25 protein-coding genes and 2 pseudogenes are annotated in these 24,911 nt (G+C 68.6%); 7 read left to right on the top strand and 20 right to left on the bottom strand.

The genetic code is table 11. The features are described from left to right. Positions 1–146: 146 nt before the first annotated feature. The 6 genes from pyrE to IF11_RS39090 form a co-directional block, all read right to left on the bottom strand. Complete coding sequence (gene pyrE, locus IF11_RS0120900) at positions 147–686, bottom strand: orotate phosphoribosyltransferase (RefSeq protein ID WP_030353191.1); 540 nt, start codon at positions 684–686, stop codon at positions 147–149. A gap of 23 nt (positions 687–709) precedes the next feature. Continuing rightward, on the bottom strand, positions 710–1,504 hold the full coding sequence (locus IF11_RS0120895) for an aldose epimerase family protein (RefSeq protein WP_030353190.1): 795 nt from the start codon (positions 1,502–1,504) through the stop codon (positions 710–712). Positions 1,505–1,513: 9 nt separating this feature from the next. Continuing rightward, the gene (locus IF11_RS0120890; protein WP_030353189.1) at positions 1,514–2,269 is read right to left on the bottom strand and encodes an SRPBCC domain-containing protein; all 756 of its coding nucleotides are present in this window, start codon (positions 2,267–2,269) and stop codon (positions 1,514–1,516) included. An 847-nt stretch (positions 2,270–3,116) separates the two neighbouring features. Continuing rightward, positions 3,117–4,751 (bottom strand): polyamine aminopropyltransferase, encoded by a 1,635-nt coding sequence (locus IF11_RS0120885; protein ID WP_030353188.1) that lies wholly within the window; start codon positions 4,749–4,751, stop codon positions 3,117–3,119. 54 nt (positions 4,752–4,805) lie between these two features. Continuing rightward, positions 4,806–5,324, bottom strand: a complete 519-nt coding sequence (locus tag IF11_RS0120880; RefSeq protein WP_030353187.1) for a DUF2617 family protein — start codon at positions 5,322–5,324, stop codon at positions 4,806–4,808. A gap of 345 nt (positions 5,325–5,669) precedes the next feature. After that, positions 5,670–5,993, bottom strand: a complete 324-nt coding sequence (locus IF11_RS39090) for a hypothetical protein (RefSeq protein ID WP_037728196.1) — start codon at positions 5,991–5,993, stop codon at positions 5,670–5,672. Positions 5,994–6,178: 185 nt separating this feature from the next. Between IF11_RS39090 and IF11_RS0120875 the strand changes: the two genes are divergently transcribed. After that, a complete protein-coding gene (locus tag IF11_RS0120875; RefSeq protein ID WP_240627670.1) occupies positions 6,179–7,324 on the top strand; it encodes a pyridoxal phosphate-dependent aminotransferase in 1,146 nt (381 codons plus the stop codon). A 90-nt stretch (positions 7,325–7,414) separates the two neighbouring features. On the opposite strand, the gene IF11_RS0120870 is transcribed toward IF11_RS0120875, so the two are convergent. Together IF11_RS0120870 and clpB are read right to left on the bottom strand one after the other, a co-directional pair. Beyond that, positions 7,415–7,942, bottom strand: coding sequence for a YbjN domain-containing protein (locus tag IF11_RS0120870; protein ID WP_030353185.1), 528 nt, complete (start codon positions 7,940–7,942; stop codon positions 7,415–7,417). A 241-nt stretch (positions 7,943–8,183) separates the two neighbouring features. After that, positions 8,184–10,766 (bottom strand): annotated as a pseudogene (gene clpB / locus IF11_RS0120865) (ATP-dependent chaperone ClpB); the annotation flags it as partial. A 195-nt stretch (positions 10,767–10,961) separates the two neighbouring features. Between clpB and IF11_RS0120860 the strand changes: the two are divergent. Continuing rightward, the gene (locus tag IF11_RS0120860; protein ID WP_030353183.1) at positions 10,962–11,366 is read left to right on the top strand and encodes a pyridoxamine 5'-phosphate oxidase family protein; all 405 of its coding nucleotides are present in this window, start codon (positions 10,962–10,964) and stop codon (positions 11,364–11,366) included. Between the two features lie 152 nt (positions 11,367–11,518). On the opposite strand, the gene IF11_RS0120855 is transcribed toward IF11_RS0120860, so the two are convergent. Further along, positions 11,519–11,839, bottom strand: coding sequence for a Rieske (2Fe-2S) protein (locus IF11_RS0120855; protein WP_030353182.1), 321 nt, complete (start codon positions 11,837–11,839; stop codon positions 11,519–11,521). Then, complete coding sequence (locus IF11_RS39085) at positions 11,836–12,150, bottom strand: hypothetical protein (RefSeq protein ID WP_078490825.1); 315 nt, start codon at positions 12,148–12,150, stop codon at positions 11,836–11,838. Before IF11_RS39085 ends, IF11_RS0120855 begins: the two co-directional genes overlap by 4 nt. A gap of 102 nt (positions 12,151–12,252) precedes the next feature. Between IF11_RS39085 and IF11_RS0120850 the strand changes: the two genes are divergently transcribed. Together IF11_RS0120850 and IF11_RS0120845 are read left to right on the top strand one after the other, a co-directional pair. Beyond that, a complete protein-coding gene (locus IF11_RS0120850) occupies positions 12,253–13,272 on the top strand; it encodes a helix-turn-helix transcriptional regulator (protein WP_078490812.1) in 1,020 nt (339 codons plus the stop codon). Positions 13,273–13,458: 186 nt separating this feature from the next. After that, positions 13,459–14,433: a hypothetical protein gene (locus tag IF11_RS0120845; protein WP_030353180.1), complete on the top strand. Its 975-nt coding sequence runs from the start codon at positions 13,459–13,461 to the stop codon at positions 14,431–14,433. Positions 14,434–14,671: 238 nt separating this feature from the next. On the opposite strand, the gene IF11_RS0120840 is transcribed toward IF11_RS0120845, so the two are convergent. After that, entirely contained in the window at positions 14,672–14,998 is a 327-nt protein-coding gene (locus tag IF11_RS0120840; RefSeq protein ID WP_030353179.1) for a hypothetical protein, read from the bottom strand. 61 nt (positions 14,999–15,059) lie between these two features. On the opposite strand from IF11_RS0120840, the pseudogene IF11_RS36820 reads away from it, so the two are divergent. Beyond that, positions 15,060–15,434: pseudogene (locus IF11_RS36820) on the top strand (transposase); the annotation flags it as partial. A 224-nt stretch (positions 15,435–15,658) separates the two neighbouring features. Here the strand turns inward: IF11_RS36820 and IF11_RS0120830 are convergent. The 5 genes from IF11_RS0120830 to IF11_RS41385 all read right to left on the bottom strand — a co-directional run bounded on the left by IF11_RS0120830 (position 15,659) and on the right by IF11_RS41385 (position 19,201). Next, positions 15,659–16,285: a hypothetical protein gene (locus tag IF11_RS0120830; protein ID WP_030353178.1), complete on the bottom strand. Its 627-nt coding sequence runs from the start codon at positions 16,283–16,285 to the stop codon at positions 15,659–15,661. 118 nt (positions 16,286–16,403) lie between these two features. After that, the gene (locus IF11_RS0120825; RefSeq protein ID WP_051746098.1) at positions 16,404–17,696 is read right to left on the bottom strand and encodes a hypothetical protein; all 1,293 of its coding nucleotides are present in this window, start codon (positions 17,694–17,696) and stop codon (positions 16,404–16,406) included. Beyond that, complete coding sequence (locus IF11_RS0120820) at positions 17,696–18,385, bottom strand: ATP-binding cassette domain-containing protein (protein ID WP_240627671.1); 690 nt, start codon at positions 18,383–18,385, stop codon at positions 17,696–17,698. The genes IF11_RS0120825 and IF11_RS0120820 overlap by 1 nt, the downstream gene beginning before the upstream one ends. 132 nt (positions 18,386–18,517) lie before the next feature. Continuing rightward, the gene (locus tag IF11_RS40965; protein ID WP_133243246.1) at positions 18,518–18,865 is read right to left on the bottom strand and encodes a hypothetical protein; all 348 of its coding nucleotides are present in this window, start codon (positions 18,863–18,865) and stop codon (positions 18,518–18,520) included. A gap of 6 nt (positions 18,866–18,871) precedes the next feature. Further along, positions 18,872–19,201, bottom strand: a complete 330-nt coding sequence (locus IF11_RS41385; protein WP_169746438.1) for a hypothetical protein — start codon at positions 19,199–19,201, stop codon at positions 18,872–18,874. On the opposite strand from IF11_RS41385, the gene IF11_RS42965 reads away from it, so the two are divergent. Continuing rightward, positions 19,103–19,570 carry a DUF397 domain-containing protein gene (locus tag IF11_RS42965; protein WP_078490811.1) on the top strand — a complete coding sequence of 156 codons (468 nt, stop codon included), beginning with the start codon at positions 19,103–19,105 and terminating at the stop codon, positions 19,568–19,570. The two genes, IF11_RS41385 and IF11_RS42965, sit on opposite strands and share 99 nt — an antisense overlap. A gap of 122 nt (positions 19,571–19,692) precedes the next feature. On the opposite strand, the gene IF11_RS0120810 is transcribed toward IF11_RS42965, so the two are convergent. The 4 genes from IF11_RS0120810 to dnaK are packed head-to-tail and all read right to left on the bottom strand — an operon-like array spanning position 19,693 to position 23,913. Further along, positions 19,693–20,157, bottom strand: a complete 465-nt coding sequence (locus IF11_RS0120810; RefSeq protein ID WP_030353175.1) for a heat shock protein transcriptional repressor HspR — start codon at positions 20,155–20,157, stop codon at positions 19,693–19,695. Positions 20,158–20,161: 4 nt separating this feature from the next. Further along, on the bottom strand, positions 20,162–21,349 hold the full coding sequence (dnaJ, locus tag IF11_RS0120805) for a molecular chaperone DnaJ (RefSeq protein ID WP_030353174.1): 1,188 nt from the start codon (positions 21,347–21,349) through the stop codon (positions 20,162–20,164). Between the two features lie 42 nt (positions 21,350–21,391). Continuing rightward, on the bottom strand, positions 21,392–22,054 hold the full coding sequence (gene grpE / locus IF11_RS0120800) for a nucleotide exchange factor GrpE (protein ID WP_030353173.1): 663 nt from the start codon (positions 22,052–22,054) through the stop codon (positions 21,392–21,394). Beyond that, positions 22,051–23,913: a molecular chaperone DnaK gene (gene dnaK / locus IF11_RS0120795; protein ID WP_030353172.1), complete on the bottom strand. Its 1,863-nt coding sequence runs from the start codon at positions 23,911–23,913 to the stop codon at positions 22,051–22,053. The genes grpE and dnaK overlap by 4 nt, the downstream gene beginning before the upstream one ends. A gap of 283 nt (positions 23,914–24,196) precedes the next feature. Here dnaK and IF11_RS0120790 point away from each other — a divergent pair, with 283 nt between their 5' ends. Then, positions 24,197–24,709 carry a sugar transferase gene (locus tag IF11_RS0120790; RefSeq protein WP_420894587.1) on the top strand — a complete coding sequence of 171 codons (513 nt, stop codon included), beginning with the start codon at positions 24,197–24,199 and terminating at the stop codon, positions 24,707–24,709. Positions 24,710–24,911: the final 202 nt, after the last annotated feature.

The raw sequence follows: 24,911 nt of genomic DNA, 5'->3' as shown, positions 1-24,911 counted from the left end.
CCTTGTGATGTGCGGGTGAGAGGTGCTTGTCCCTGACCTGGGGGCGACGTCATCGTCACACCCCATCTTTCCAGACTCCTGTACGGACTCCACCCGGGTCCCGGCCGTTTCACGTGAAACAGCCGGCACCCGGACGAAAGCCCAGCTCAGCCGAGACCCAGTTCGTCCAGCCCATAGACATTGAGGTACGGAAGCCCCGCCTCCGTGATCGCCGGAGCGGCCCCCCGCTCCACGATCACCGCGACCGCGACGACCTCGCCGCCGGCCTCACGTACCGCCTCGACCGCCGTCAGCGGCGAACCGCCCGTGGTCGAGGTGTCCTCGACCACCAGACAGCGGCGCCCCTTGACGTCTGTACCCTCGATCCGGCGCTGGAGGCCATGCGCCTTCTGCGCCTTGCGGACGACGAACGCGTCGAGCCGCTGCCCGCGCGCGGCGGCGGCGTGCAGCATCGACGTCGCCACCGGGTCGGCGCCGAGCGTCAGCCCGCCGACGCAGTCGAAGTCCAGATCGGCGGTGGCGTCGAGCATGACCTGACCGACCAGCGGTGCGGCATGACCATCCAGAGTGATCCGGCGCAGGTCGATGTACCAGTCGGCCTCAAGCCCCGAGGAGAGGGTCACCTTGCCGTGCACCACGGCCTTGTCCTTGATCAGTTGCAGCAGCTCAGCCCGTACGTCAGTCATGCCCACGAGCTTAGGCGCTCCCCTCAGAGCCGCCGCCAGCGCCAGGTCGCGGCGATCTCCAGTGGCTCCACGGGGGTGACCAGCCGGGGCACGGTATTGAGCCCGTTCGGCGGGCCCGACTGCGGCTCCACACAGACCGCCTCGGCCTGCTCGTCGTAGACCACGACCCACTCGGCGCGGCTCGTGACCTTCAGCTCCAGCTGCTCGGGCCAGGTCAGCGTCACATCGACACCGTCGGGCATCCCGAAGCAGTCGTCCCACGGCCCCGGGCGCGGAGTGATCCGGCGGCCGGTGGGCAGATGGTCGGCCCCGCGCTCCTCCTGCCAGGCCGGGTCGAAATCGACCCGCACCTCGCTCTCCCCCAGATCGCGCAGAAACCACGGGTGCCAGCCGGCCTGGGCCGGGAAGGACGTGTCGTACGTCTCCACCCCGAGCCCGAGCGTCAGCGAGTCCTCGGTCAGCTCGAAGGTCTGGGTGACCCGGCCGCTGTACGGCCAGGGCTCGACCAGGTCGTACGTGAACACCGCCTCGCTCCCTGCCACCCGCGCGGTACGCCAGGCCGTGTCCCGGCCGGTGCCATGGATCGCGTGCGGCGGGGAGTTGAGCGGCATCTGATGGACGACCCCGCCGTTGCGGAACTGGCCGTTCGCGATCCGCCCGCACCACGGCACCATCGGGAAGCAGCCGTACCGCTCGCCCTGGCGCAGCAGTTCGGTCCCGCCGATGCGCAGACTGCCGATCCGGCAGCCGTTCGCCGGGGTGATGGTCAACTCGGCGTCGCCCGCCGCCAGTCGGATGCTCTCTTCGCTGCTACTCACACCACGACACTACTTGCGCCGACGCAGTGCCCGTCCGACCACCACGGCGGAGGCGACCGCGAGCGCGGCGGCGGGCGCGACCCAGCGCAGCGTGGCCCGCGCTCCCCCCGTGTCGGGCGCGGGCACGGGCGCGTAACGCCCACGCGGCGGCGCGTGATCCACTTCCTCGGCGCTGCGCCCGATCATGGTGCGGCGCGCATGCGCGGCCTCGGCCGGCGGCTCGTCCGGAATGATGAAATCCCCCTCGCCGGAGACGGTCTCCCCGTCGATCGCGAGCGCCGGCGGCTCGGGGCCGAACTCCGGCAGCACCTCCGCCACGGGCATGGTGTCCTCCGGGGGCTCCGATTCCTCCCCCAGCCGCGCGACGAAACGGTCCAGCAGCCGACGCGCCGCGGCGGTCGTCGTCTCGGCGGGCAGCTCCGCGAGCCGGCCCTCCGAACGCGATCCGCCCGTGAAGACGAGCGTCGTACCGTCCGGCGTCTCCATCAGCCGCACGGTGAGCGTCAACTTGGCGGAGCCCGAACCCCGGACCTCCACGCCCTCGCCCTCCACCTCGAAGACACCGTCCCGCTCGGCGAGCGTGAGCGCGCCCCGGTAGGTGATCGTGTGGCCGCCGATCCGCACCTTCATACGCCCGGAGAGCGGCCCGGCCGACTCCTCCGCGTCGTGCTGAAGCCCAGGCACACAACGAGCGACGCGAACGGGATCCCCAAGCGCCTGCCGAAGAGCCTCCGCCGTGACCGGAACGAACACCTCATGCTCCATAAACCCTGAGCCTATCGCCGTCCGGCGGGGGGCGTCGGTCTTTGCTGAGCCCGATCTCCAGACGCGGTGCGCGTCCCGGCGGGGGCCGTGGTCCGGGGTGCGGTCGTCTTTGGCCCGGGGCCGGTGGTCGGGTGCGGGTCGTCGCCGGGTCGCGCGCTTCGCCTCCGGCGGGGGTCGTGGTCCTGGGTGCGTTTCGGCTGGGGCCGGTTTCCGGGTGCGGGTTGTTGCCGGGTGGTGCGGTGCGCGTCCTGCGGGGGGTCGTGGTCCGGGGTGCGTTCGTCTTTGGCCGGGGCAGGTGGTCCGGGTGCGGGTTGTTGCCGGGTGGCGCGGTTCGCCTCCGGCGGGGGGTCGTGGTCGGGGGTGCGTTCGTCTGTGGCCTGGGGCCGGTGGTCGGGTGCGGGTTGTTGCCGGGTGGCGCGGTTCGCCTCCGGCGGGGGGTCGTGGTCGGGGGTGCGGTCGTCTGTGGCCTGGGGCCGGTGGTCCGGGTGCGGGTTGTTGCCGGGGTGCGCTCCGGGGCTCGCGCCCGGGACGGCATGATTTACGGCGCGGATCTGGCCACACGCTTTAGTGTCCCGGACACGACCCCTGCGCGCCCCCCTTCACCGCCCGCACAAGCAACGGGTCCGTGCGCGAGGGCGGGCGGGGTGTCCGGACGTAAAGCGTCGCAGCTCGCGCGAAGCGCGGTGAGGAAAGCAGTCCGGACACGCACCTCCGGAGGCCCCGGCACCCGGCACCAGACACCGCGACCCGCACCCCCGCCGGACGGCGCACCGCCCCGGCACCCGGCACGAGACACCGCGACCCGCACCACGCCCCCCGCCGGAGGCGCACCGCCGGGAGGCGACCGTCACCCCCCGTACCGCGGATGCACCAGCGTCGACGGCGGCAGCCCCCGCACCCGCGTCCGCTCCACCCCCCTCGCCCCCGCCACCAGCATCGCCCCCTCCAGCGACCTCAACCGCGGCACGTCCCGCGCCAGCCCCAGCCTCGGGCTCGCGCCCACCCCCGCCAGCTCGAACCCCCAGTCGCTCACAGCCGGCGTGCCGTCCTTGACCCGGTCGGGGCCCGCCGCGAAGCCCGATGGCCATCCCGTCGCGTGGTACGGCGTGGTCCCGAACCCGGCCGCCCGCAACGTCGCGTCCACCGTCCAGTACGTACGCCGCTGCGTCGCCGGCGACCCCGCGTGCACCGCCAGCCGTCCGCCGTCCGCCAGCACGCGCGTGGCCAGGCCGTAGAACTCCTCGGAGTACAGCTTCGTACTCGCCGTCACGCCGGGATTCGGCAGATCCGAGATGACCACGTCGTACGCGCCACTCCCACCGCCCCCGACGCCTCCGGCGTCCCCCGCGTCCCTCGCCCCACGTAGCCACGTAAACGCGTCCGCGTACACCGCCTTCACCCGCCCGTCCCCGTACACCCCCCCGTTCAGCTCCCGCAGCGCGGGATCCGTACGGGCCAGCCGGACGACCCCCGGGTCCAGCTCGACGACCGTGACCTCGCGGACGTCCCCGTACCGCAGGACCTCACGCGCGGCCAGCCCGTCGCCCCCGCCCAGGATCAGCACCCGCGCGTGCGGCCCGCGCATCGCGGGATGTACCAGCGCCTCGTGGTAGCGGAACTCGTCGCGCGCGCTGACCCGCAGCCGCCCGTCGAGGTACAGCTCCAGCGGCCCGCTCCGGCCGCCCGTGATGACGACTTCCTGGACGCCTGTGTGGAGGGCGACCCGCACCTGGTCGCCGTAGACCGCCCGCCGCGCCGCCCGTTCGAAGTCGTCCACCAGGGCGGCAGCCGTGGCGAGCAGGGCCAGCACCAGCACGTTGACGGTCACCAGCACCCAGCGGGAGCGCGGCGTCAGATCGCGCCGGAAGAGCCAGAGCACCAGCCCGCCCCCCGCCACCGCGTTCACCGCGCCCGTCAGCAGCGCGCTCGTCAGCTGGCCCAGCCAGGGCAGCAGCAGGAACGGGAAAGCCAGCCCGCCGACGAGCGCGCCCACATAGTCGGCCGCGAAGAGATCCGCGACCGTCCCCTCCGCGTCCTGCCGGGAGAACCGCTGGATGAGCGCCATCAGCAGCGGGATCTCGGCGCCGATGAGGATGCCGATGGCCACCGAGAAGCCGACCACGGCGTAGCGGGACTCCCCCAGCCATATGAAGCTCGCGTACAGCACGAGTGCGGAGGAACCGCCCAGCAGCGCCAACGCCGCTTCCAGCAGCCCGAATCCGAACGCGGCGCGGCACCGCAGCCGCTTCGCGAGCAGTGAACCGACGCCCATCGCGAAGACCATCACCGAGAGGACGACCGAGGCCTGCGTAACGGAGTCCCCGATCAGATACGAGGCGAGCGCGACCAGCTCCAGCTCGTACACCAGCCCGCACGCGGCGCAGATGAAGACCACGGTGAGGATCAGGAAACGCCCGGCGTCCGCGCGCACGGGAAGCCGCGCGCCACCTCGGGGCGGCGAGGACACGGACTGCTCGATCATGTTCGTAACGCTACGTCACGAATTCATTGCGGTTTGTCACCCACACGGGTGTATCTACAGCACGGCAGGCATACGGACCCCCACCCGCGTCCGAGTGGCGACCAGACGGCCTTCCTGTGGATACGCATGCCAGGTACGCCATCGGACCTGGCCGCCGTCGCGCTGCGCCAGCATCGCGGTGAAGGCGTTCGGGGCGCCGGGGAACGTCCCCGCCAATCCGTTCGGGTGGTCGGCGACCAGTGCGAGCAGTTCCTGCGCGCGCCCGGCGAACGAGCCCTGGGAGAGCGTCTCGACGCGGGCGGCGAATTCGTACTCCCAGTCCCCGAGCCGCTTGGAGACACCGAGCGGCAGTGGTGTGCTGCTGCCCGGGATACAGGCGACGGTCTCGGAGCAGGTGCCCCGCTCCTCCTCCAGAATCACCTGGTGAGAGGCGCCGAGCAGCCTCAGCTGGAGCCCGGCGCCCGCGAGATCGAGGTCGAGGACGGCCAGGGCGGGGACCGGCTCCCGGCCCAACGCCCAGGCCAGATCAGCGGCGCGGGTGTCGGTGTAGGCGGTATTGAGGGTGGTGAGCATGGGTCGGCTCCGCAAACACGCTTGACGGGTGGACCGGGGATGTCCCGGACGATGAGCGAGTGGCTTGTGGGGGGAGCTCGCCTGCTCGGTTCCGTATCAGGTCCGAGGGCTGGAAGCTCTCAACAGCGAGGGAAGCACGAAGTACGCGACGCTCACAGTGTTTTTACCCAACTTGAAGGGGTTTCCATCCCCTCGGGGGCCCAAGGGTTCAACTGTTCAACCAAAACCGCGGCGGAGAAGGCCCGGTCCTGCCGTCCGAACGGCCGGAGCCGCCAACACGGAGATGCCCGGCGGGAGTTCGTCCCCCACCGGGCACCGTCGTGACAGCGGATCAGCTGCCCCGTGTCAGCTGCCTCCTCCGCCGCAACCCCCGCCACCGCCGCCCCCGCCGCACGACGAACCACCGCCGCACGAAGAACCGCCGCCGCAGGACGAACTCCCGCCGCCGCACGACGCACCACCGCTACCGCCGCTGCCACTGCCGCTGCCGCCGGCCCACCAACTGCCGTTGGAGCGGCGCTTGGCGCCCCTCTTCTTCAGCGAGGGGCTCGCAGCGCGGTTACGCGCCGTACCGCGCGGCTTCGTGCGCTTGTCCCTGCTGCCCACGCTCGCCACGACCCCGACGAACGCGACCGCGACCAGTACGACCACCACTCCTACGCCAACCATCGTCCTCACCGTCCTTCTGTTCCCCCGTAGCGAAACCCCGCGCTGTCGCGCGACCGGCTCCGCACTGACCGGCTTCCCGCCTGAACTTGTCGCGTGAACTCATCGCGTGTTCTGGGTGTCCCCCCGGCGCCCTGTACCCAAAGCCGACTTGAGCAACTCCAGAGGTTCGGCACAGGATGGCGGCCATGACCAAAGAATGGCTCGGCGGCACCACGATCTTCGCGGAGATGTCGGCGCTGGCCGTACGCACCGGCGCGATCAACCTCGGCCAGGGTTTCCCCGACACCGACGGCCCCGAGGAGGTCAGGGAGGCGGCGGTACGGGCGCTGCGCGAGGGCAAGGGCAACCAGTACCCGCCGGGTCCCGGCGTCCCCGAACTGCGCACCGCGATCGCCGAACACCAGCTCAAACGCTACGGACTGGTCCACGACCCGGACACCGAGGTCCTGGTCACGGCGGGCGCCACCGAAGCGATCGCCGCCGCGCTGCTCGCCCTGGTCGAATCCGGTGACGAGGTGATCGCGCTGGAGCCGTACTACGACTCGTACGCCGCCTGTATCGGCATGGCGGGCGGCACCCGCGTCCCGGTCACCCTGCGCCCCCGGAACGGCGCGTACCACCTGGACCTGGACGAGCTGCGGGACGCCGTCACCGACCGCACCCGCCTCATCCTCCTCAACACCCCGCACAACCCCACCGGCACGGTCCTCACCCGCGAGGAACTGGCCGCCGTCGCGGAACTCGCCGTCGAACGTGATCTGCTGGTCGTCACCGACGAGGTGTACGAACACCTGGTCTTCGAGGGCGAGCACATCCCGCTCGCCTCGTTCCCCGGCATGCGCGAGCGGACCCTGACGATCAGCTCCGCGGGCAAGACCTTCTCGTTCACCGGCTGGAAGGTGGGCTGGGTGACGGGGACGCCGGAGCTGGTGACGGCGGTGCGCTCGGCCAAGCAGTTCCTGACGTATGTGGCGTCGGGCCCGTTCCAGTACGCGATCGCGGAGGCCCTGCGGCTGCCGGAGAGCTACCTCGAAGGGCTGCGCGCCGATCTGCGCGCCAAACGCGATCTGCTCTCGGCGGGCCTGGCGGCGGCCGGTTTCGAGGTCTACCGCCCGGCCGGCACCTACTTCGTGACGACCGACATCCGGCCGCTCGGGGAGAGCGACGGCTTCGCCTTCTGCCGCGCCCTGCCGGAACGGTGCGGCGTGGTCGCCGTCCCCAACGCCGTCTTCTACGACCACCAGAAGCAGGGCGCTCCGTTCGTACGGTTCGCCTTCTGCAAACGGACCGGTGTTCTGGAGGAGGCCGTGTCACGCCTGCGCGGCCTGTAGCTGCTCGCGGTACGCGAAAGCCCGGCTCAGGGCCGCGATCGCAGACGATCGCGGCGCCGGCCGGGCTGTCGTTCAGCGCAGTCCGCGGTCTCAGGCGTCCTCGGGCTTCTCGTCGCCCGGCTCCAGGCCGAACTGCTCGACGAGCCACTTGTCGAACTCGATCGACGCGCGCACCCAGCTGACCGTGGACGACACGAAGTGCTCCAGGCTGACCCCCATGCCGATCAGCATCTGGGCCTCGCCGATGAGCCGGACGGTGGGGGGACCGTCACCCTCCTCGTGGATGTGGGTGTAGACCTTGGGCCACAGCGTGCGACGGTTCCAGTCGTCGATCGCGTCGAGGACCTTCGACTTGTCCGTGATCGGGTGCGGCCGGTCGTAGAACGTCCGCACGGAGAAGACCTGCTGGTCCTCCTCGCCGCGGAACATGAAGTACGTACGGAATTCCTCCCACGGCGCCGCGAGGTCACCCTCGTCGTCGACGACGTACTTCAGCTCCATCTGTTCGAGGAGCTGCTTGACCAGATCCTGGTCGGGGACGACGGGGCCCGCCGGTCCTGCACCCTGCGGTTGGGGCTGGCCCCCGAAATTCGGAATCGAGGACGGGTCGATGCTCACCGTGTATTTCCCTTCGTACGGTTCCTTCCATCCTCCCCCATAGCAGGGAGGCCCTGGCAACCCCGGCCCGCCGATCCGGCGCACAAAGGGGCCGGTAGGCGCCCACGCGCGTACCGGCCCCTGTGTCCTCGGGCTCAGAGCGTCTCGCTCAGGCTCAGAGCGTCTTGCCGGACCCGGACCCGGACCCTGTCCCGGTCGTCCCGGTCGCCCCGGTAGTCCCGGTCGTGCCCGTCGGCTCCGGAGACGCCGCGCCCACGATCAGGCCGTCCTCGAAGCGGTCCACGCGGACCGTGTCGCCGTCCGTGACCTCGCCCGCGAGGATCTCCTTCGCGAGCCGGTCGCCGATCGCCGTCTGGACCAGCCGGCGCAGGGGCCGGGCTCCGTAGGCCGGGTCGTTGCCCTCGTCGGCCAGCCATTCCAGCGCCGCCGGGGTGACGTCCAGGGTGAGCCGGCGTTCCGCGAGGCGGCGGGACAGGCGGTTGATCTGGAGCTTGGCGATGTGGGCCAGTTCGTCGCGCGAGAGGGCGGAGAAGACCACCAGATCGTCGAGACGGTTGAGGAACTCCGGCTTGAAGGAGCTCCGTACCATCTCCAGGACCTGCTGCTTCTTGGTCTCCTCGCTGGTCAGCGGCTCGACGAGATACTGGCTGCCGAGGTTCGACGTCAGGACGAGGATGGTGTTGCGGAAGTCCACCGTCCGCCCCTGGCCGTCGGTGAGCCGGCCGTCGTCCAGGACCTGGAGCAGGATGTCGAAGACCTCGGGATGGGCCTTCTCCACCTCGTCCAGCAGGATCACGGAGTACGGGCGCCGGCGCACGGCCTCGGTGAGCTGGCCGCCCTCCTCGTAGCCGATATAGCCGGGAGGCGCGCCGACCAGCCGGGCCACCGAGTGCTTCTCGCCGTACTCGCTCATGTCGATACGGACCATGGCCCGCTCGTCGTCGAAGAGGAAGTCCGCGAGCGCCTTCGCCAGCTCGGTCTTGCCGACACCGGTCGGGCCGAGGAAGAGGAAGGAGCCGGTGGGACGGTCGGGGTCGGCGATGCCGGCGCGGGTACGGCGTACCGCGTCGGAGACGGCCTGGACCGCCTCGCTCTGGCCGATCAGCCGCTTGCCCAGCTCCTGTTCCATGCGCAGCAGCTTCTGCGTCTCGCCCTCCAGCAGCCGGCCGGCCGGGATGCCGGTCCAGGAGCCGACCACATCGGCGATGTCGTCGGGGCCGACCTCCTCCTTGACCATGGTGTCCTTAGCGGCCTCCTGCTCGGCCTCGGCGGCCTCCTCCAGCTCGCGCTCCAGGCCGGGGATCTCGCCGTACAGCAGCTTGGAGGCGGTGTCGAAGTCGCCGTCGCGCTGGGCGCGCTCGGCCTGGCCGCGCAGGTCGTCCAGGCGTTCCTTCAGCTCACCGACGCGGTTGAGGCCCTGCTTCTCCTTCTCCCAGCGGGCGTTGAGGCCGCGCAGCTCCTCCTCGCGGTCGGCGAGGTCGCGGCGGAGCTTCTCCAGCCGCTGCTTGGAGGCGGGGTCGGACTCGTTCTTGAGCGCCAGCTCCTCCATACGGAGGCGGTCGACGGAGCGCTGGAGTTCGTCGATCTCGACGGGCGAGGAGTCGATCTCCATCCGGAGCCGCGACGCGGCCTCGTCCACGAGGTCGATGGCCTTGTCGGGCAGGAAGCGCGAGGTGATGTAGCGGTCGGAGAGCGTCGCGGCGGCGACCAGCGCCGCGTCCGCGATCTGCACCTTGTGGTGGGCCTCGTACCGGCCCTTGAGCCCGCGCAGGATCGCGATGGTGTCCTCGACGGTCGGCTCGGCGACCAGCACCTGCTGGAAGCGCCGCTCCAGCGCCGCGTCCTTCTCGATCCGCTCGCGGTACTCGTCCAGCGTGGTCGCGCCGACCATCCGCAGCTCGCCGCGGGCCAGCATCGGCTTGAGCATGTTCCCGGCGTCCATGGCGGAGTCGCCGCCGGCGCCCGCGCCCACGACGGTGTGCAGCTCGTCGATGAAGGTGATGATCTGGCCGTCGCTCGACTTGATCTCGGAGAGAACGGTCTTGAGCCGCTCCTCGAACTCGCCACGGTACTTGGCGCCCGCCACCATCGCACCGAGGTCCAGCGAAACCAGCCGCTTGTTCTTCAGCGACTCCGGCACGTCGCCCTTGACAATGCGCTGCGCGAGCCCCTCGACGACGGCGGTCTTGCCGACGCCGGGCTCGCCGATCAGCACCGGGTTGTTCTTCGTACGGCGTGACAGCACCTGCACCACACGCCGGATCTCCTGGTCCCGGCCGATCACCGGGTCGAGCTTGCCCTCGCGGGCAGCGGCCGTGAAATCGGTACCGAACTTCTCCAGGGCCTTGTACTGACCCTCCGGGTCGGGTGTGGTCACCCGGCGCCCTCCCCTTGCCTTCTCGAACGCGTCAAGCAGCCTCTTGGCGGCCGCCCCCTGCTGGTCGAGCACCTCCCCGGCCTGGCCCCCCTTGGCTGCGACGCCGATCAGCAGGTGCTCGGTGGAGAGGTAGTCGTCCCCCAGCTCCTTGGCCCGCTGAGCCGCGTCGTTGATGACGGCGAGCAGCTCGCGGTTGGGCTGCGGGGGCGCGACGGTGGAACCCGTCACGCTGGGCTGTGCGGCCAGCAGCCGCTCCGCTCCGGACCGTACCGCGACCTGGTCCGCCTCGACGGCGGCCAGCAGATCGGTGATGTTCTCGTTGTCCTGGCCTTCCAGCAGCGCGAGCAGCAGATGCGCGGGGGTCAGATCGGGGTGCCCGGCCGCCACGGCCCGGTTGGTGGCGGCATTGATCGCATCCCGGCTCTTGTTGGTCAGCTCGGCGTCCACGTGCGCCCTCTCCTCTCCTGCACAAACCTCGGGTCTCCGTCCGACCCTGACATCGGGAACGTGCGCAAAGTTGAGTCTATTCCACTCAAGCCTGAAACGGGGCCGCTCTCCCGGGGTTTCCGCGCCCTCCGGCGGCCTCACGCGCCCCCCGGCACCCTCCCCCGGCTCGCGGGTCACCCGCTCTAGGCTTCCGGCATGGCCCACGACGTACGCGATCCCAGCCCCGATTTTCTCGCCTTCTGGCGCGAGCACCATGTCTGCACCCTCACCACCCCGCGTCCGGACGGCAGTCCGCATGTGGTGCCGGTGGGCGTGACGTACGACCCGGAGGCGGGGCTCGCCCGCGTCATCACCAGCAAGAACAGCACGAAGGTCGCCAACATCCTGGCGGCGGGACCGGAGGGCGCGCGGGTGGCGGTGTGCCAGGTCAAGAAGGGCCGCTGGGCGACGCTGGAGGGCCGCGCCACGGTCCGTACGGAGCCGGAGGTGGTCGCGGACGCGGTGAGCCGCTACACGGAGCGCTACGACCGTACGCCGGCGCCCAACCCGGACCGGGTCGTCATCGAGATCGCCCTGGAACGGGCGCTCGGCCGCGGCTGACCGCCGGGACCGAGAAGTCCTGCGCGCACGCACGCGTAACCGGGCGCGGAACCGGACGCGGGCAGCACAACGGCGCCATCGTGTTTCAGGTCCACGATGGCGCCGCTGTGTGGGGGAAGCGCCCGAGCGATTTACAACGACGGGGGAATCGCTCAGGCACTGCGGGGGGTGGCGATGGTGGTATTCGATCCGACCAACTGGTGGTCACGCTGGTCGAGGTTGACGAAGATCATGTCGTACCGGATGGCACACCGGACCGGCTGCGGAGCCCCCCGCGGCCTCCGAAGGCAGCGGTAGGCACGGACGTCCTCGTCCTCCTCGCGTACGACGACGATCGGCTCTCCGAACAGGGTGACCATCAGCGAGTCGCCACGGTGAGGAATAGCGGTGACGAGATCGATGAAGTGCCACCCCGACCGGTAGGCCGTGGCCATCTCGCGCCGGAAGACCCGGTCGTCCGGCGGGACAGTCATGCGCTGGTGTCGGCCGACGTGATGTTCCAGCCGATGTCCTTTGGTGTTGCCTGCGGAGTCACCCAGCCAATGTCACCGGACCCCGGACTCACGGTGGTAGATCCAGCAGCCTTCACGATCCAGCCGATGTCACCCGAATCCACGGATCCAGCAGGCGTCGGGCCCCACCCGATGTCGCCCGACTCCACACCCTGGGCGGCAGATCCGGCAGGCGTTGTCCAGCCAATGTCCGCCCCAACAGCCAGCGCACCATAGGCCAGAGCCGCAGAGAAAGCAGTGACAACCACCGCGCGAAGCATTCTCTTGTACATAGTCGGCTTCGTCCTCACTTGATGGATTCCTCTCCCCCGCCATCTAGACGATGTCTCACCCGGACACGTCAACACCACCGGAACGAGGCATCATGTTCCTGTATGTTCAGGACCCTGGGGGGTGGAGCTTTGCCAGCAAACAACACAAAACAGACACATCCCCACGCTGTGACTGAGCTGTGTGATGACGGCAGACGGATTTACGCCAGCGCGTTGCGCTCCGGACGGATCGCCCGTAGCGAGGCCGCCGCGGCCCCCTGCCTCATGGAATTCCCGCTTCTGCACCCCGATCCCGACGATGCCGACTGGCTACGCCCAGTTCCGCCCTCCGCGGCACTGGCCCAGCGTCTCCACCCCATCGAGCGCGAGATCCAGGAGCGCCGGCACTTCGCCGTCGAACTGACCGACGCTTTCGAGCCGTTCATGACCATCAGCGCCCAGGACCCGCCCACCACGCACGCGATCACCGTCCTGGAGGGCGACAGCCGGATCAACGCCGCGCTCGACCTCTCCACCGCCGAGTGCCGCACCGAAGTGCTCACCGTGCAGCCCGGCGGCGGCCGCAGCGCGCATGTGCTCGCCCAGGCCCTGGAGCGGGGCCGGTCGGTGGTGGACCGCGGCGTCAGCATCCGCACCCTGTACCAACACACCGTCCGGCACAGCCAGGGCACCCTCGCCTACGCGGAGCGGCTGGCCGAGGGCAAGGTCGAGATACGAACGCTGGAAGAGCTCATCGAGCGGCTGATCGTCTTCGACCGCACCGTCGCGTACATACCGGCCCGTTCCGACCGGCAGGTCGCACTGGAACTGCGCCATCCGGGGCTCGTCGACTATCTCGCCCAGGTCTTCGAGCAGTTGTGGCGCCGCGCCACCCCCCTGACCGAACAGGTCTCCTACGAGCCCACGCCCGTCGGCATCACCGGCGTCCAGCGCTCCATCGCCAAGCTCCTCATCGAGGGGTACGTGGACGAGGCCATCGCCCGCCGCCTCGGAATGAACGTACGCACGTGCCGCGCGCACATCGCCAAACTCGCCACCACCCTCGGCAGCGGCAGCCGCGCTCAGCTCGGGTACCTCATCGCGCAGTCGGGAATCCTGGACCAGGGCGCCGAGTCGGATTGACCCAGGAATTGCCATTCAGCCGCCCTCGCCAGTGACCCCGGCGAAGAGGCGCCCCAATTCCGCCCCGGCGCCCGATGGCCTTCCGATATCTTCCGTCACTCTCTGTAGAATGCGGGACCGGCCCGCGCGGATCAAGCGAAAGACGCCTGCACTGATGTGCACTGCGGAAGCTCGCAGGAGGGACACATGGAACCCGACATAGCGTCGCATAACGAAGAATCACTCGACATATCAGATGAAACACGCACCCTGTTACGCCGGCTCATTCAGGGCGAACAGGTCACAGGCTCCGAACCCGGTCTCACGGAACTGGCCGCTCTCGGCCTGGCGGTGCACAACCCGCATGACGACCGGTGGAGTTCGGCGGACCTGTGGCACGCGGAGCAGACCGCCCTGGCCGAGGAGCGCGCGGGCATCGCCCATCATCTTCAGCGCATGCGCCGGCTCTCCGAGCTGCACCGCGAGATGAGAAACATCGAATCGCCGAGCGGAAACGGCATCGAATTCCTCGACCGGATCGAACTCGTCAACGCCGCCATCATCCAGGCGGTGAATTCCGCGACGTCGCGTATCCGTACGGCACATCCCCAGGACAGAAAGGCCGAGACGCTGCGCAAGGCAGCCGAGTCCGACGTCAAAGTCCTGCGGCGTGGTGTCGCCTACCAGACGCTTTATCCGGACACCGCGCGTACCCGGCCCGGGGAACAGGAGTGGGCCGCGATGGTAAGCGAGCACGGCGCGGAGGTACGCACCCTTGCCACGACCTTTGAACGCATGATCCTTGTGGACGACAAACTCGCCGTAGTCGCCGACCACCGAGGCGAGCCGAACAGAGACATCGCCTTCAAGGTGACACACCCCGGGATGGTGGCTCTCTTTCACCACATCTACGACCAGCAGTGGGAGCGTGCTGAGCCCTGGGCGGGCGGCCGGTTTCTACAGAAGGCGGAGACGGTCACGACGGGCCGGTCCCGCCGCATCCTCAACAAGCTGAGAGAAGGCCGCACCCTCAAGCAGATCGCCACCGAGTTGAGCGTCAGCCTGCGCACCGTCAACAGCGATCTCAACAAGCTCTACGAAGCCGTCGGGGTGGACACGCAGTTCGCGCTCGGTGTCTGGTGGAGCTCAGAGGCCGCCACGGACGAGCGCAAGCTCGGCTGATGGCCATCGCGGTCAGCCGTGGACGCCCGGCCGGGCGTCCACGGCTCCTTCGGCGGCCCCCACGTCCGCTACATCCTTGAACAGGCCCTTTTGAGTCTCGGATCCATAGTCATCAACGAGGAGCTGAATTCCTTGAGAATCCCAGCATGAGTGCGAGCGCGAAAAGGGCAATCGCAACCAGCCACGCGGACACGCTGCCGGAAAGGTAGAGGGCAACGGCCCACCAGGTGTGGGTCGTTTAGCCATCGGGGTTGTAGGTGCGGCCAAGGATGAGGTTGATGACGAGGAACATCAGCCCCGCTGCTGCTGCCGTGGCCTCGTTGGCGAGGCGGAGCATGAGGAGCGCGAGGGCGAGCAGAAGAGTGGCGTTCCGGGCGATGTCCATCCCCACCACAAGTCCGGCCGCGTGCGCGAGGACCGCAGTGAGAATGACGGCGCCTTGATCGAATTGGCGGACGGGTAGGACCGCTGTGGTCTCGGCTTCGTAGAGCTGCCGATCCAGGCAGTACATCACGGCGATGACGACCAAGACAGGGGTGAAGTAGGCGAGTTGGGTGCTGCCCATGCCGCTGGTCAGGCTTGGGACGGGGACCTCGCTCGCACCCAACCGTCCAGCAGACCACAACGACCAGGACGAGGGCCTGCGGCATCAGGTGTTCCTCACCGACACCCCTCACCTCGGCGGTGGTTCCGCTCAGTTCCTGGCGGCCCGTCACCGCGGCCATGCATGCGTTGAGGACCACATCCGGTGCGGCAAGTGCACCGGCTTCGGCCGCTTCCCCTCCCGTGACTTCAACGTCAATGCCGCCTGGCCGGAACTCACCCTCGCGGCGATTGACCTGCTGTCGTGGATGCGCGTCCTGCTGCTGGATGGCGAACTTGCGTCTGCCGAGCCGAAGAAGCTCCGCTACCGGCTGCTGCACGTCGTCGCACGCCTCACCCGCGGCGGCCGGCGCCTGCGCTTGCGCCTGCGCTTGCGGATATCGGCGACATGGCCCTGAGAACACGAGCTCGCCACGGCTTTCCACCGCCTCACCGCACTGCCCCGTCCCGCCGGCTGACCGGCATCCCCCTGCCCGCCCACGACCCGAAAGCCCTCGGAGAACCCGGCCACCGCGCCGGGACCCCGTCATGCCCAGGCAGCGAAAACACCTCGCCCACCTGACAGTTGACGATCAGCGACGTCTCATCTCCCCAACCGAAATGGCGAGCCTAGTGCAGCAGGTCAGCCGTTCCGTACGCTCCGCGTGAGCCGCTTCCCGTACGCATACCGCCGCCATGGCGTACCGAGGAAGCCCCCAGTCCCGAGGATGAGGGAGCTGATCGCCAGCGCCCAGCAGGCGGGGCTTGCCGCGTCCTGCCACAGCCAGTTCCACCAGCGTGGCTGGTTCATCGTGTCCCAGCCGAGATACGTCAGCGGAAAGACGGTTGCCAGGGGAAGAATCCAGGCGAGCAGCCAGCCGAAGAGCCGTCCGGAGAGTATGGCGAGACCAGTCCAGACGAGTTGAGCCCGGACCAGTGTCGTCGCGCTCTCCGCCGTGCCGGAGACCAGCTCGATGCTGCCGGACAATAGGACGGCGAGTGCGGTGACCGCCGTGAGATGTATGGCCCGGAACCGTCTCAACCGGTCGGTCGCCGTTGCTTCGAAGGATTGCATCCTACTGTGGAGACTGCCGACAGCCAGGGCTGCGGAAGCCACGGCGAGGAGCATCCGCAGATGGACGGTGGAGTCCGCCGTGCCGGTCGTGATAGGCATCGCGACCGCCTGCGAACCGAAGACTGCTTGGCAGGCAGCCAGCGCGGCCAGTCCGCCCATCAGGATGTACGGGCGGTGCAGCCGCAGATATCTCACGACCGGACCTGCTGGTTCACGCCCGTTGACGGCTCGGTGACGGTGACCGCTGGACGACTCTTGGGGCCGGGGCCGGTTCGTTGCCACTGCCACGGAACCTTCTCCTGTTCCGCGGTCTTCACTCTGAGGCACAGGGCGTCTCCCTGACTACCTTGTACCGGGCGGTTGCCCACGCCACCTGCTCGGCCTCGGGTCGGGTGACCAGCACACGGATGGCTTTCTGGTCGACGCCGGGGGGGCCTCCGTGGATGGCTGCGGGTTGTCCGTTGCCAGCGATCCGGACGGTAAGCCACGAGATCAGTTCCAACTGAGCCTTCAGCCGGTGATCGTTGGCCGCTTCGTCGACCGGATCGCAGTAGGGCGGAGATGATGCTTCGTTGAGGCGGATCGCCATGGAAGTGGCGGCGTCCCAAGTCTGGCCCTCGAAGATATAGAAACCGCGGCCCATGTCGAGTGGACCGCCCCGCACTCCGTCCTCGTAGAACACGTCAGGGGACTTGATCAACCCCGGCGGCAGTGCGGCGATCCGTGCTGACATCGCCTCAAACTCGGGTACGAACTTTTGGCTTTCCGGCCAGACGCAGATCTGCGGCTTGCTGTGGGTGCAGAGCGGGTCGGCGGGCACCTCGCGCTGTGCCAGCAGGGGGCCGGCCGTGACGAACAGAACAACGGCGATGGCCACGAGCCCCACCCCGGAAAGCCCGGCCAGCGGTAGCCCCGGCCATCCGGGACGACCGGATGCCGAGCGCAAGTGTGAACCGACACCCGCCGCGAGCGCGATAAGACCGATGCCGAGCAGGAGCCGCGCCGTCAGGGGCAGCGCGGAGACCGTGGTGTATGGATAGCCGGACAATACGGCGAGCCCGATGCCGGATGATCCTGTGCCCGGCGCGAACCCGAAGACCCCGAGGAACACCAGGCACCCGAGGGCACAGATCACCGGTACAGCGAACAACGACTTGGTGGTGCGCCCCAGGAGATGGCCGACACCAGTACAAATGGTGATCAGCGCCAGCCCCAGCAGGATGTAGCCAGGCCACCAGAATTCCGGCCCGGCTTCTGGAACGGTTACGCCTGCTGCGGTCAGCGCCCCGAGCGTGTAGGCGAGCACACCGTAGGTGAGCGTCGCCGACAACTGGGCGAGTTCGACCCGCCACGACGACTTCGCCGCAGCGGCCAGTTGTTCCACGACGCCGCTACGCCGACGCGACGCGGCTGACCAGGCCGCCGCACCCGCAAGAGCCGGTCCCAGGTAGAAGGCCGGAATCTGGGCGGCGGCGCTTGCCTCGGGCCAGACACCGATCCAATGACGACTGCGACCGAACAAGACGAGCAGATCAACGGCGACAAACGCGGGCAGAGCCCATCGCAAGGCCGAGCGACGTACTTCGGTGCGGTAGATCCACCACATCAGACGGCCGCCCGCTGGTCCTGACCGAGCACCGCCATATAGCCCTGTTCGAGGGGGCTGTCACCAACGCTGTCCGCGGTCGCCCGTCCAGCGAGATCGGCGGGCGTGCCACGGAAGACAAAGCTGCCGCCTGTCAACACCGCCACGTCGTCGCACAGCGCGGCGACATCCTCGACGAGATGGGTACTCAGCACAACGGCTACATCCCGCAAAGACCGTATGAGTGAACGGAATTCGAGTCGCTGGGCCGGGTCGAGCCCCACGGTGGGCTCATCAAGCAGAAGCAGCCTGGGAGCGCCGACGATCGCGGAGGCAATACCGGCCCGGCGGACCATCCCGCCGGACAGCGACTTCATTCTGGCCTTGGCCCGGTCGGCCAGGTCCACCTTCTCCAGCGCCAGCCGGGTCGCCCGATCCGCCTCGCGTTCGGGCACATCACGCAGCCAGGCGCAGTAGCGGACGAAATCGTAGACCGAGTAGGACGGGAAGTACGCGAAGTCCTGGGGGAGGAAGCCGATATTCCTGCGAGCACGTCGGGCGGACGCCTCGGAGAGCACCTCTTCTCCGCAGATCGTGAGGCTTCCGCCGTGCGGAGGCGTCACAGTGGCCAGCGTGCGAAACAGGGTTGTTTTCCCCGCGCCATTGGGGCCGAGCAGCCCGAAGACCCCAACACCCAGTGCCAGATCCATCCCACGTATGACCTGCCGGTTCCCGTACCCCTGAACCAGACCCGTCACTTGAACAAGCGGCTCCATCGCTCACTTTCTGCCGAATAAGAAAAGGCAATGTGCCCCTGACACCTCAGGGGCACATGCCATGAATTAACCCTTGAACCAGATATCCGAGTACCGAATAGAGAAGGTACATTCGAGCTTTCCCCAAGGGTCGATTGTCGAACCCTTGGTTATTTGTCTCCAGCCGGAGGCTTTGTTGGTATCGACACCGCCGCAGTATGCCTCATTCTGGTAGCTGCCGGTCTGCGAGGTGTTGACACAGTGTGCGGAAGAGCCTGTGCTGCCCCACGTGGACCAGCAGTTGTTGAGCTTCGCGCTTGAACCGTCGGCACTGGCCAGCGACGCTGCGCCGAGAAGTATCGCTGCGGAGAGCGAGGCGATGGTACCCGCCTTGATCGCCAGAGGCCTGGCCTTGGCCGCCTTGGATTCGGACATGAGTTATCACCTTTGAGTGGGTTGATTGTAGAGGACTTGGTGTTTCCAGATGGAGATCAGTTGCGAGCCGTTGATCACTGAACTGAAGCTGCCGCTTGAGCGAATCCATATTCTGGATCGAAGACTGCACCCGACTATTGAAAAATCCGCGGCAGTCGTCGTCACTTCCTCCAGGTTGCCGTTCAGGCTCTCGCGGATCAAGAGAAATGCAGCTGCACCGATGTGCACTGCGGAACTATGCAGGAGCACACCGCCCCCGCCGACCGCCGGCCAGCACCCGAAGACTGGTTCAAAGAACGCCGGTTCATCGAGTTTCTGAAGTTCGTCCTGGATCAACCTGTTTTAGATGGCGGCAAGTTGATTCAGCAACGCCGCCAGCTCAAACATCACAGCCCGCCGACGACGCCGCAAAGCCCTTCGCCGTCTGACCCGGCACAGGTATTCCCACGCGGCACGAAACGCGTTCACAGCGGCCGCCCCAGGGTGCGGAACCGGCTGCGCCGTTCGTTGTCCTCTCGGACAGCCGATCGCAACCGTGAGAGGGACGGGCTGTCCGAACCCTCGGCGTACCTGGGGCACTTGCCCCACGGCGTAGTCCCGGTCCGTGACTCCAAGTGCCCCCAGGGCCCGACGCTGTCCTTGTCAACGGACGGCTGGGACGCCTTCGTCTCCCGGGTCAAGGACGCCGAGTTCCCTGCTCCCTGATCTCCCAGCGACGCCGAGAGTCCACCGCCCTGAGCAGCAACACCAAACGCCCGGCCAGGAATCCCGACCGGGCGTCTGCGCGCACACGTGCACCTCAGCCCACGTGGCTCACCACATAGGGCTCAGTCCGTCGGCCGCTTGGGCCGCCACACCACCAGCGCGCTCGCCTGCTGCACATCCTGGTACGGCACCAGATCCCTGCGGTACGAGGCGTGCACCTGCGCCTCGCGCTGACGCATCGCCGTCGCCGCGCCGTCCACCGCCGCCGACAGCTCGGCGACCCGTGCCTGGAGCGCGGCGACCTGGTTCTCCAGCTCGATGATCCGCTTGATGCCGGCCAGATTGATGCCCTCGTCCTGCGACAGCTGCTGGACCTGGCGGAGCAGCTCGATGTCACGGGCCGAATAGCGGCGTCCCCTGCCCGCCGTGCGGTCCGGGGAGACCAGACCGAGGCGGTCGTACTGCCTGAGCGTCTGCGGGTGCAGCCCGGAGAGCTGTGCCGCCACCGAGATGACGTACACCGGCGTTTCCTCGGTCAGCTGATACGCCCTGGTGAACGATGAAGACTGCCGCCGCCGCCCGTCCATGAGGTCATGCTCCCTTCGCCGCCTGGAACAGCTCCGCCCGCGGGTCCTCGGCCGCGGTCGCCTTCCGGTAGGCCTCCAGCGCGTCCCGCGCGGGCGCGTCGAGGTCCTTGGGGACGACGACCTCGACGGTGACCAGCAGGTCGCCACGGGTGCCGTCCTTGCGTACCGCGCCCTTGCCGCGGGCACGCATCGTACGGCCGTTGGGTGTCCCCGCCGGAAGCTTGAGCGTGACCGCGGGACCGCCCAGGGTCGGGACCTTCACCTCGCCGCCGAGCGCCGCCTCCGTGAACGTGACGGGCACGGTGACCGTGAGGTTGTCGCCCTTGCGGCCGAAGACCGGATGGGCGTCGACATGGACGACGACATACAGGTCGCCGCCGGGGCCGCCGCGCTCGCCGGGAGCGCCCTTGCCGCGCAGCCTGATCCGCTGCCCGTCGCTGACGCCCGCCGGGATACGGACCTGCATGGTCCGGGAGGACCTGGCGCGCCCGCTGCCCTTGCAGACCTCGCACGGGTCCTGGGCGATCAGCCCACGGCCCTTGCAGTCCACACAGGGGTCGGTCAGCGAGAAGCCGCCGCCGGTGCCGCGCGAGACCTGTCCCGTGCCCACGCAGGTCGGGCAGACCCGCGGTGTGCCGTTCTTGTCGCCGGTGCCCGAACACGCCTTGCAGGGCGCCTGGCTGGACATCCGCAGCGGGACCGTGGCCCCGTCGACCGCCTCGGTGAAGCTGAGCGTCACCTCGGACTCGATGTCCTGGCCGCGGCGCGGCTGCGTACGGGTCCCGGCGCCGCCCCGGTTGAAGAGCCCGCCGAAGACGTCCCCGAGCCCGCCGCCGAAGCCGCCGGCGCCGGGTCCGCCCTGGGTGCCCCCGGGGCCGCCGCCGAAGAGGTCCCCCAGGTCGAAGTTGAACGAGCCGTTGCCCCCGGCACCGGGACCGGGCCGGAACCCGCCGTTGCCGAAGAGGGCGCGGGCCTCGTCGTACTCCTTGCGCCGCTTGGGGTCGCCGAGGACGTCATTCGCCTCGGAGATCTCCTTGAAGCGCTCCTCGGCCTTGAGGTCGCCCTTGTTGGCGTCCGGGTGGAACTCGCGGGCGAGCTTCCGGTACGCCTTCTTGATCTCGGCCTCGGTGGCGTCCTTGGGGACGCCGAGAACCTTGTAGTAGTCCTTCTCCACGAAGTCCTTCGTGCTCATTCCCGACGTCCCTCCTCTCCGCCTTCACTGCCTGCCGTCGCGTCAGCCCTCGTCCGGGCCACCGCTCTCCTTGTCGTTGGCGGACTCGGCCGGCTCGTCCGCGGCCTTGGGCTGGGCCCCCGGCTGGGGCTCGGCCACCGCGACCCGGGCGGGCCTGATCGTCCGCTCGCCGAACCGGTACCCAGGCTGAAGGATCGCGACGCACGTCGTTTCCGTGACATCCGGCGCATACGAGTGCATCAGGGCCTCATGAATCGTCGGATCGAAGGGCTCGCCCTCCGTACCGAACTGCTGGAGGCCCAGCTTCACCGTGACCGCTTCCAGCGACTCGGCCACCGACTTGAACCCGCCGACCAGTTCCTCGTGGTCGCGCGCCCGGCCGATGTCGTCCAGGACCGGCAGCAGTTCGGTCAGCAGACTCGCGACAGCGATCTCCTTGACGGTGACCCGGTCGCGCTCCACCCTGCGGCGGTAGTTCTGGTACTCGGCCTGGAGCCGCTGGAGGTCTGCCGTGCGCTCGTTGAGCGCCGTACGGACCTGGTCCAGCTGCGCCGTCAGAGCGACTTGCTGTACGTCCCCGCCCGGGGCCGCCGGGCCCGGCTCCGGTACGGAGTCGGACTCGGCGCCCTTCGACGCGGCATCTTCGGGGGTCGCGCCGGAGGGAACGTCGGGCTTCTCGTCAAAGCCCGGGGTCTCCTCCGTCACGCCGCACCATCCTTCTTGGGCTTCTCGTCGTCCACGATCTCGGCGTCGACGACATCGTCCTCGGCCTTGGCCTGCCCGGCGCCCGCGCCGGCCTCGGCACCGCCGGCGGCCGCGCCGGAGGACGCCTGGGCGTCGGCGTACATCGCCTGGCCGAGCTTCTGGGAGACGGCCGCGACCTTCTCCGTGGCGGTACGGATCTCGGCGGTGTCCTCGCCCTTGAGCTTCTCCTTCAGCTCGGCGATGGACGTCTCGACCTCGGTCTTGATGTCGCCGGGAACCTTGTCCTCGTTGTCCTTGAGGAACTTCTCCGTCTGGTAGACGAGCTGCTCGGCCTGGTTGCGGGTCTCCGCGGCCTCGCGGCGGCGGTGGTCCTCGTCCGCGTACTGCTCGGCCTCTTCACGCATCCGGTTGACCTCGTCCTTCGGCAGCGAGGAGCCACCGGTGACGGTCATCTTCTGCTCCTTGCCGGTGCCGAGGTCCTTCGCGGCCACGTGCATGATGCCGTTGGCGTCGATGTCGAAGGCGACCTCGATCTGCGGCACACCGCGCGGCGCGGGCGGCAGACCGGTCAGCTCGAACATCCCGAGCTTCTTGTTGTACGCCGCGATCTCGCGCTCGCCCTGGTAGACCTGGATCTGCACCGACGGCTGGTTGTCCTCGGCCGTCGTGAAGATCTCCGAACGCTTCGTCGGGATCGTCGTGTTGCGCTCGATCAGCTTGGTCATGATGCCGCCCTTGGTCTCGATACCGAGGGACAGCGGGGTGACGTCGAGGAGCAGGACGTCCTTGACCTCACCCTTCAGGACACCGGCCTGGAGCACGGCGCCGATGGCGACGACCTCGTCGGGGTTGACACCCTTGTTGGCCTCGCGGCCACCGGTCAGCTCCTTGACGAGCTCCGCGACGGCGGGCATACGCGTCGAACCACCCACGAGCACCACGTGGTCGATCTCGGACAGCTGGATGCCAGCGTCCTTGATGACGTTGTGGAACGGGGTCTTGCAGCGGTCGAGCAGGTCCGCGGTCAGCTGCTGGAACTGGGAGCGCGTGATCTTCTCGTCGAGGTGCAGCGGGCCCTCGGCGGACGCCGTGATGTACGGCAGGTTGATCGTGGTCTCGGACGAGGACGACAGCTCGATCTTCGCCTTCTCCGCGGCCTCGCGGAGACGCTGGAGAGCCATCTTGTCCTTGGAGAGGTCCACGCCGTGGCCGTTGGCGAACTGCTTCACCAGGAAGTCGACGAGACGCTGGTCCCAGTCGTCACCACCGAGGTGGTTGTCACCGTTGGTGGCCTTCACCTCGACGACGCCGTCACCGATCTCCAGCAGCGAGACGTCGAAGGTGCCGCCACCGAGGTCGAAGACCAGGATCGTCTGGTCGTCCTTGTCGAGCCCGTAGGCCAGGGCGGCCGCCGTCGGCTCGTTGACGATACGCAGCACATTGAGGCCCGCGATCTCGCCGGCCTCCTTCGTGGCCTGGCGCTCGGAGTCGTTGAAGTACGCGGGGACGGTGATCACCGCGTCGGTGACCTTCTCGCCCAGGTACGACTCCGCGTCCCGCTTCAGCTTCTGCAGCACGAAGGCCGACATCTGCTGCGGGTTGAAGTCCTTGCCGTCCAGGTTGATCTTCCAGTCGGTGCCCATGTGGCGCTTGACCGACCGGATAGTCCTGTCGACGTTCGTGACTGCCTGGCGCTTGGCGACCTCGCCGACGAGCACCTCGCCGTTCTTGGCGAAGGCGACGACGGACGGCGTGGTCCTGGCGCCTTCGGCGTTGGTGATGACGGTGGGCTCGCCGCCTTCGAGAACGCTGACGACGGAGTTAGTCGTGCCCAGGTCGATGCCGACCGCACGTGCCATTTCGATTCCTCCAGCTGACTTGAGTGGAACTGACTCAAGGATGCATCACGGATCCCAGGGAGTCAAAGGACCTGAGTCGAGGGGACTCAACTATCGTGCGCCGGTCCGGTCTCCGGGGGCTTCCGGGTGCTTCTGGACGCGCCTATGGGGCCCGCCTGACCGGCCGTCACGCTCTCACCATGCGATCGTTCCGTGGCAAAAGAACCCAAAATTAGCGAAACGATCGAAACCACCGCCGAACATAACAGAGCACACATAGTGAACAGAACGGTCAGGTGTGACCTTGAAGCGACGCCCCACGACCTGGCGCCCGCCCCACCCCCCGGAGCCCAAGCGCCTTCTGGATCTGACCCTCGGCTCGGCCCTCCTCGTACTGACCGCGCCCCTGCTCGCGGCAGCCGCCCTCACCCTCGCGCTGTCCCGGCCGGCCGGGGGCGTTTTCGTACGCGACTACCGCACAGGGCTCAACGGCCACCCCTTCCTGTTGAGTTCCCTGCGCACCCGTCTGTTCCGGCTCGACCTGCTCTCCCGGCTGCCCCATGTCGTACGGGGCGAGCTGTCCCTGGTGGGGCCGGCGCCCCTGAAGCCCGGCTCCCCCGCGGGGGCGGCACCGTGGCGGCAGCTCGTACGGCCCGGCCTGACCGGTCTCGCGCAGGTACGGCGCCACTCGGGGCTGCCGTGGGACGAGACACCACTGCTCGACCAGCACTATGTGGAGCACCACTGGATCGGCCTGGACCTGGCGATCCTCGCGCGCACGCCCGGACGCGCGCTGAGGGCCCGCAAGTCCCTCTGAGGCCCTCCCGAGGCCCCTGAGGCTCCCCTGAGCGACACAGATCACCGGCTCCGCCGCTACATTGCGGCGGGAGAAGTGGGTAACCTCAGCACGAACCGATTAAGTTACCGCTTAGTAAGCAGTATTGAGCGGTAATGATCGGTAGTGAGCAGCAGGAAGCCAGTAGCCCGTCCCCGTAAAGCAGACGCCCGTGGAAGAGTGG

The organism is Streptomyces scopuliridis RB72, from assembly GCF_000718095.1.
Taxonomy (GTDB): Bacteria; Actinomycetota; Actinomycetes; order Streptomycetales; family Streptomycetaceae; genus Streptomyces; species Streptomyces scopuliridis.
This window is presented reverse-complemented; position numbering and strand designations above follow the sequence as displayed.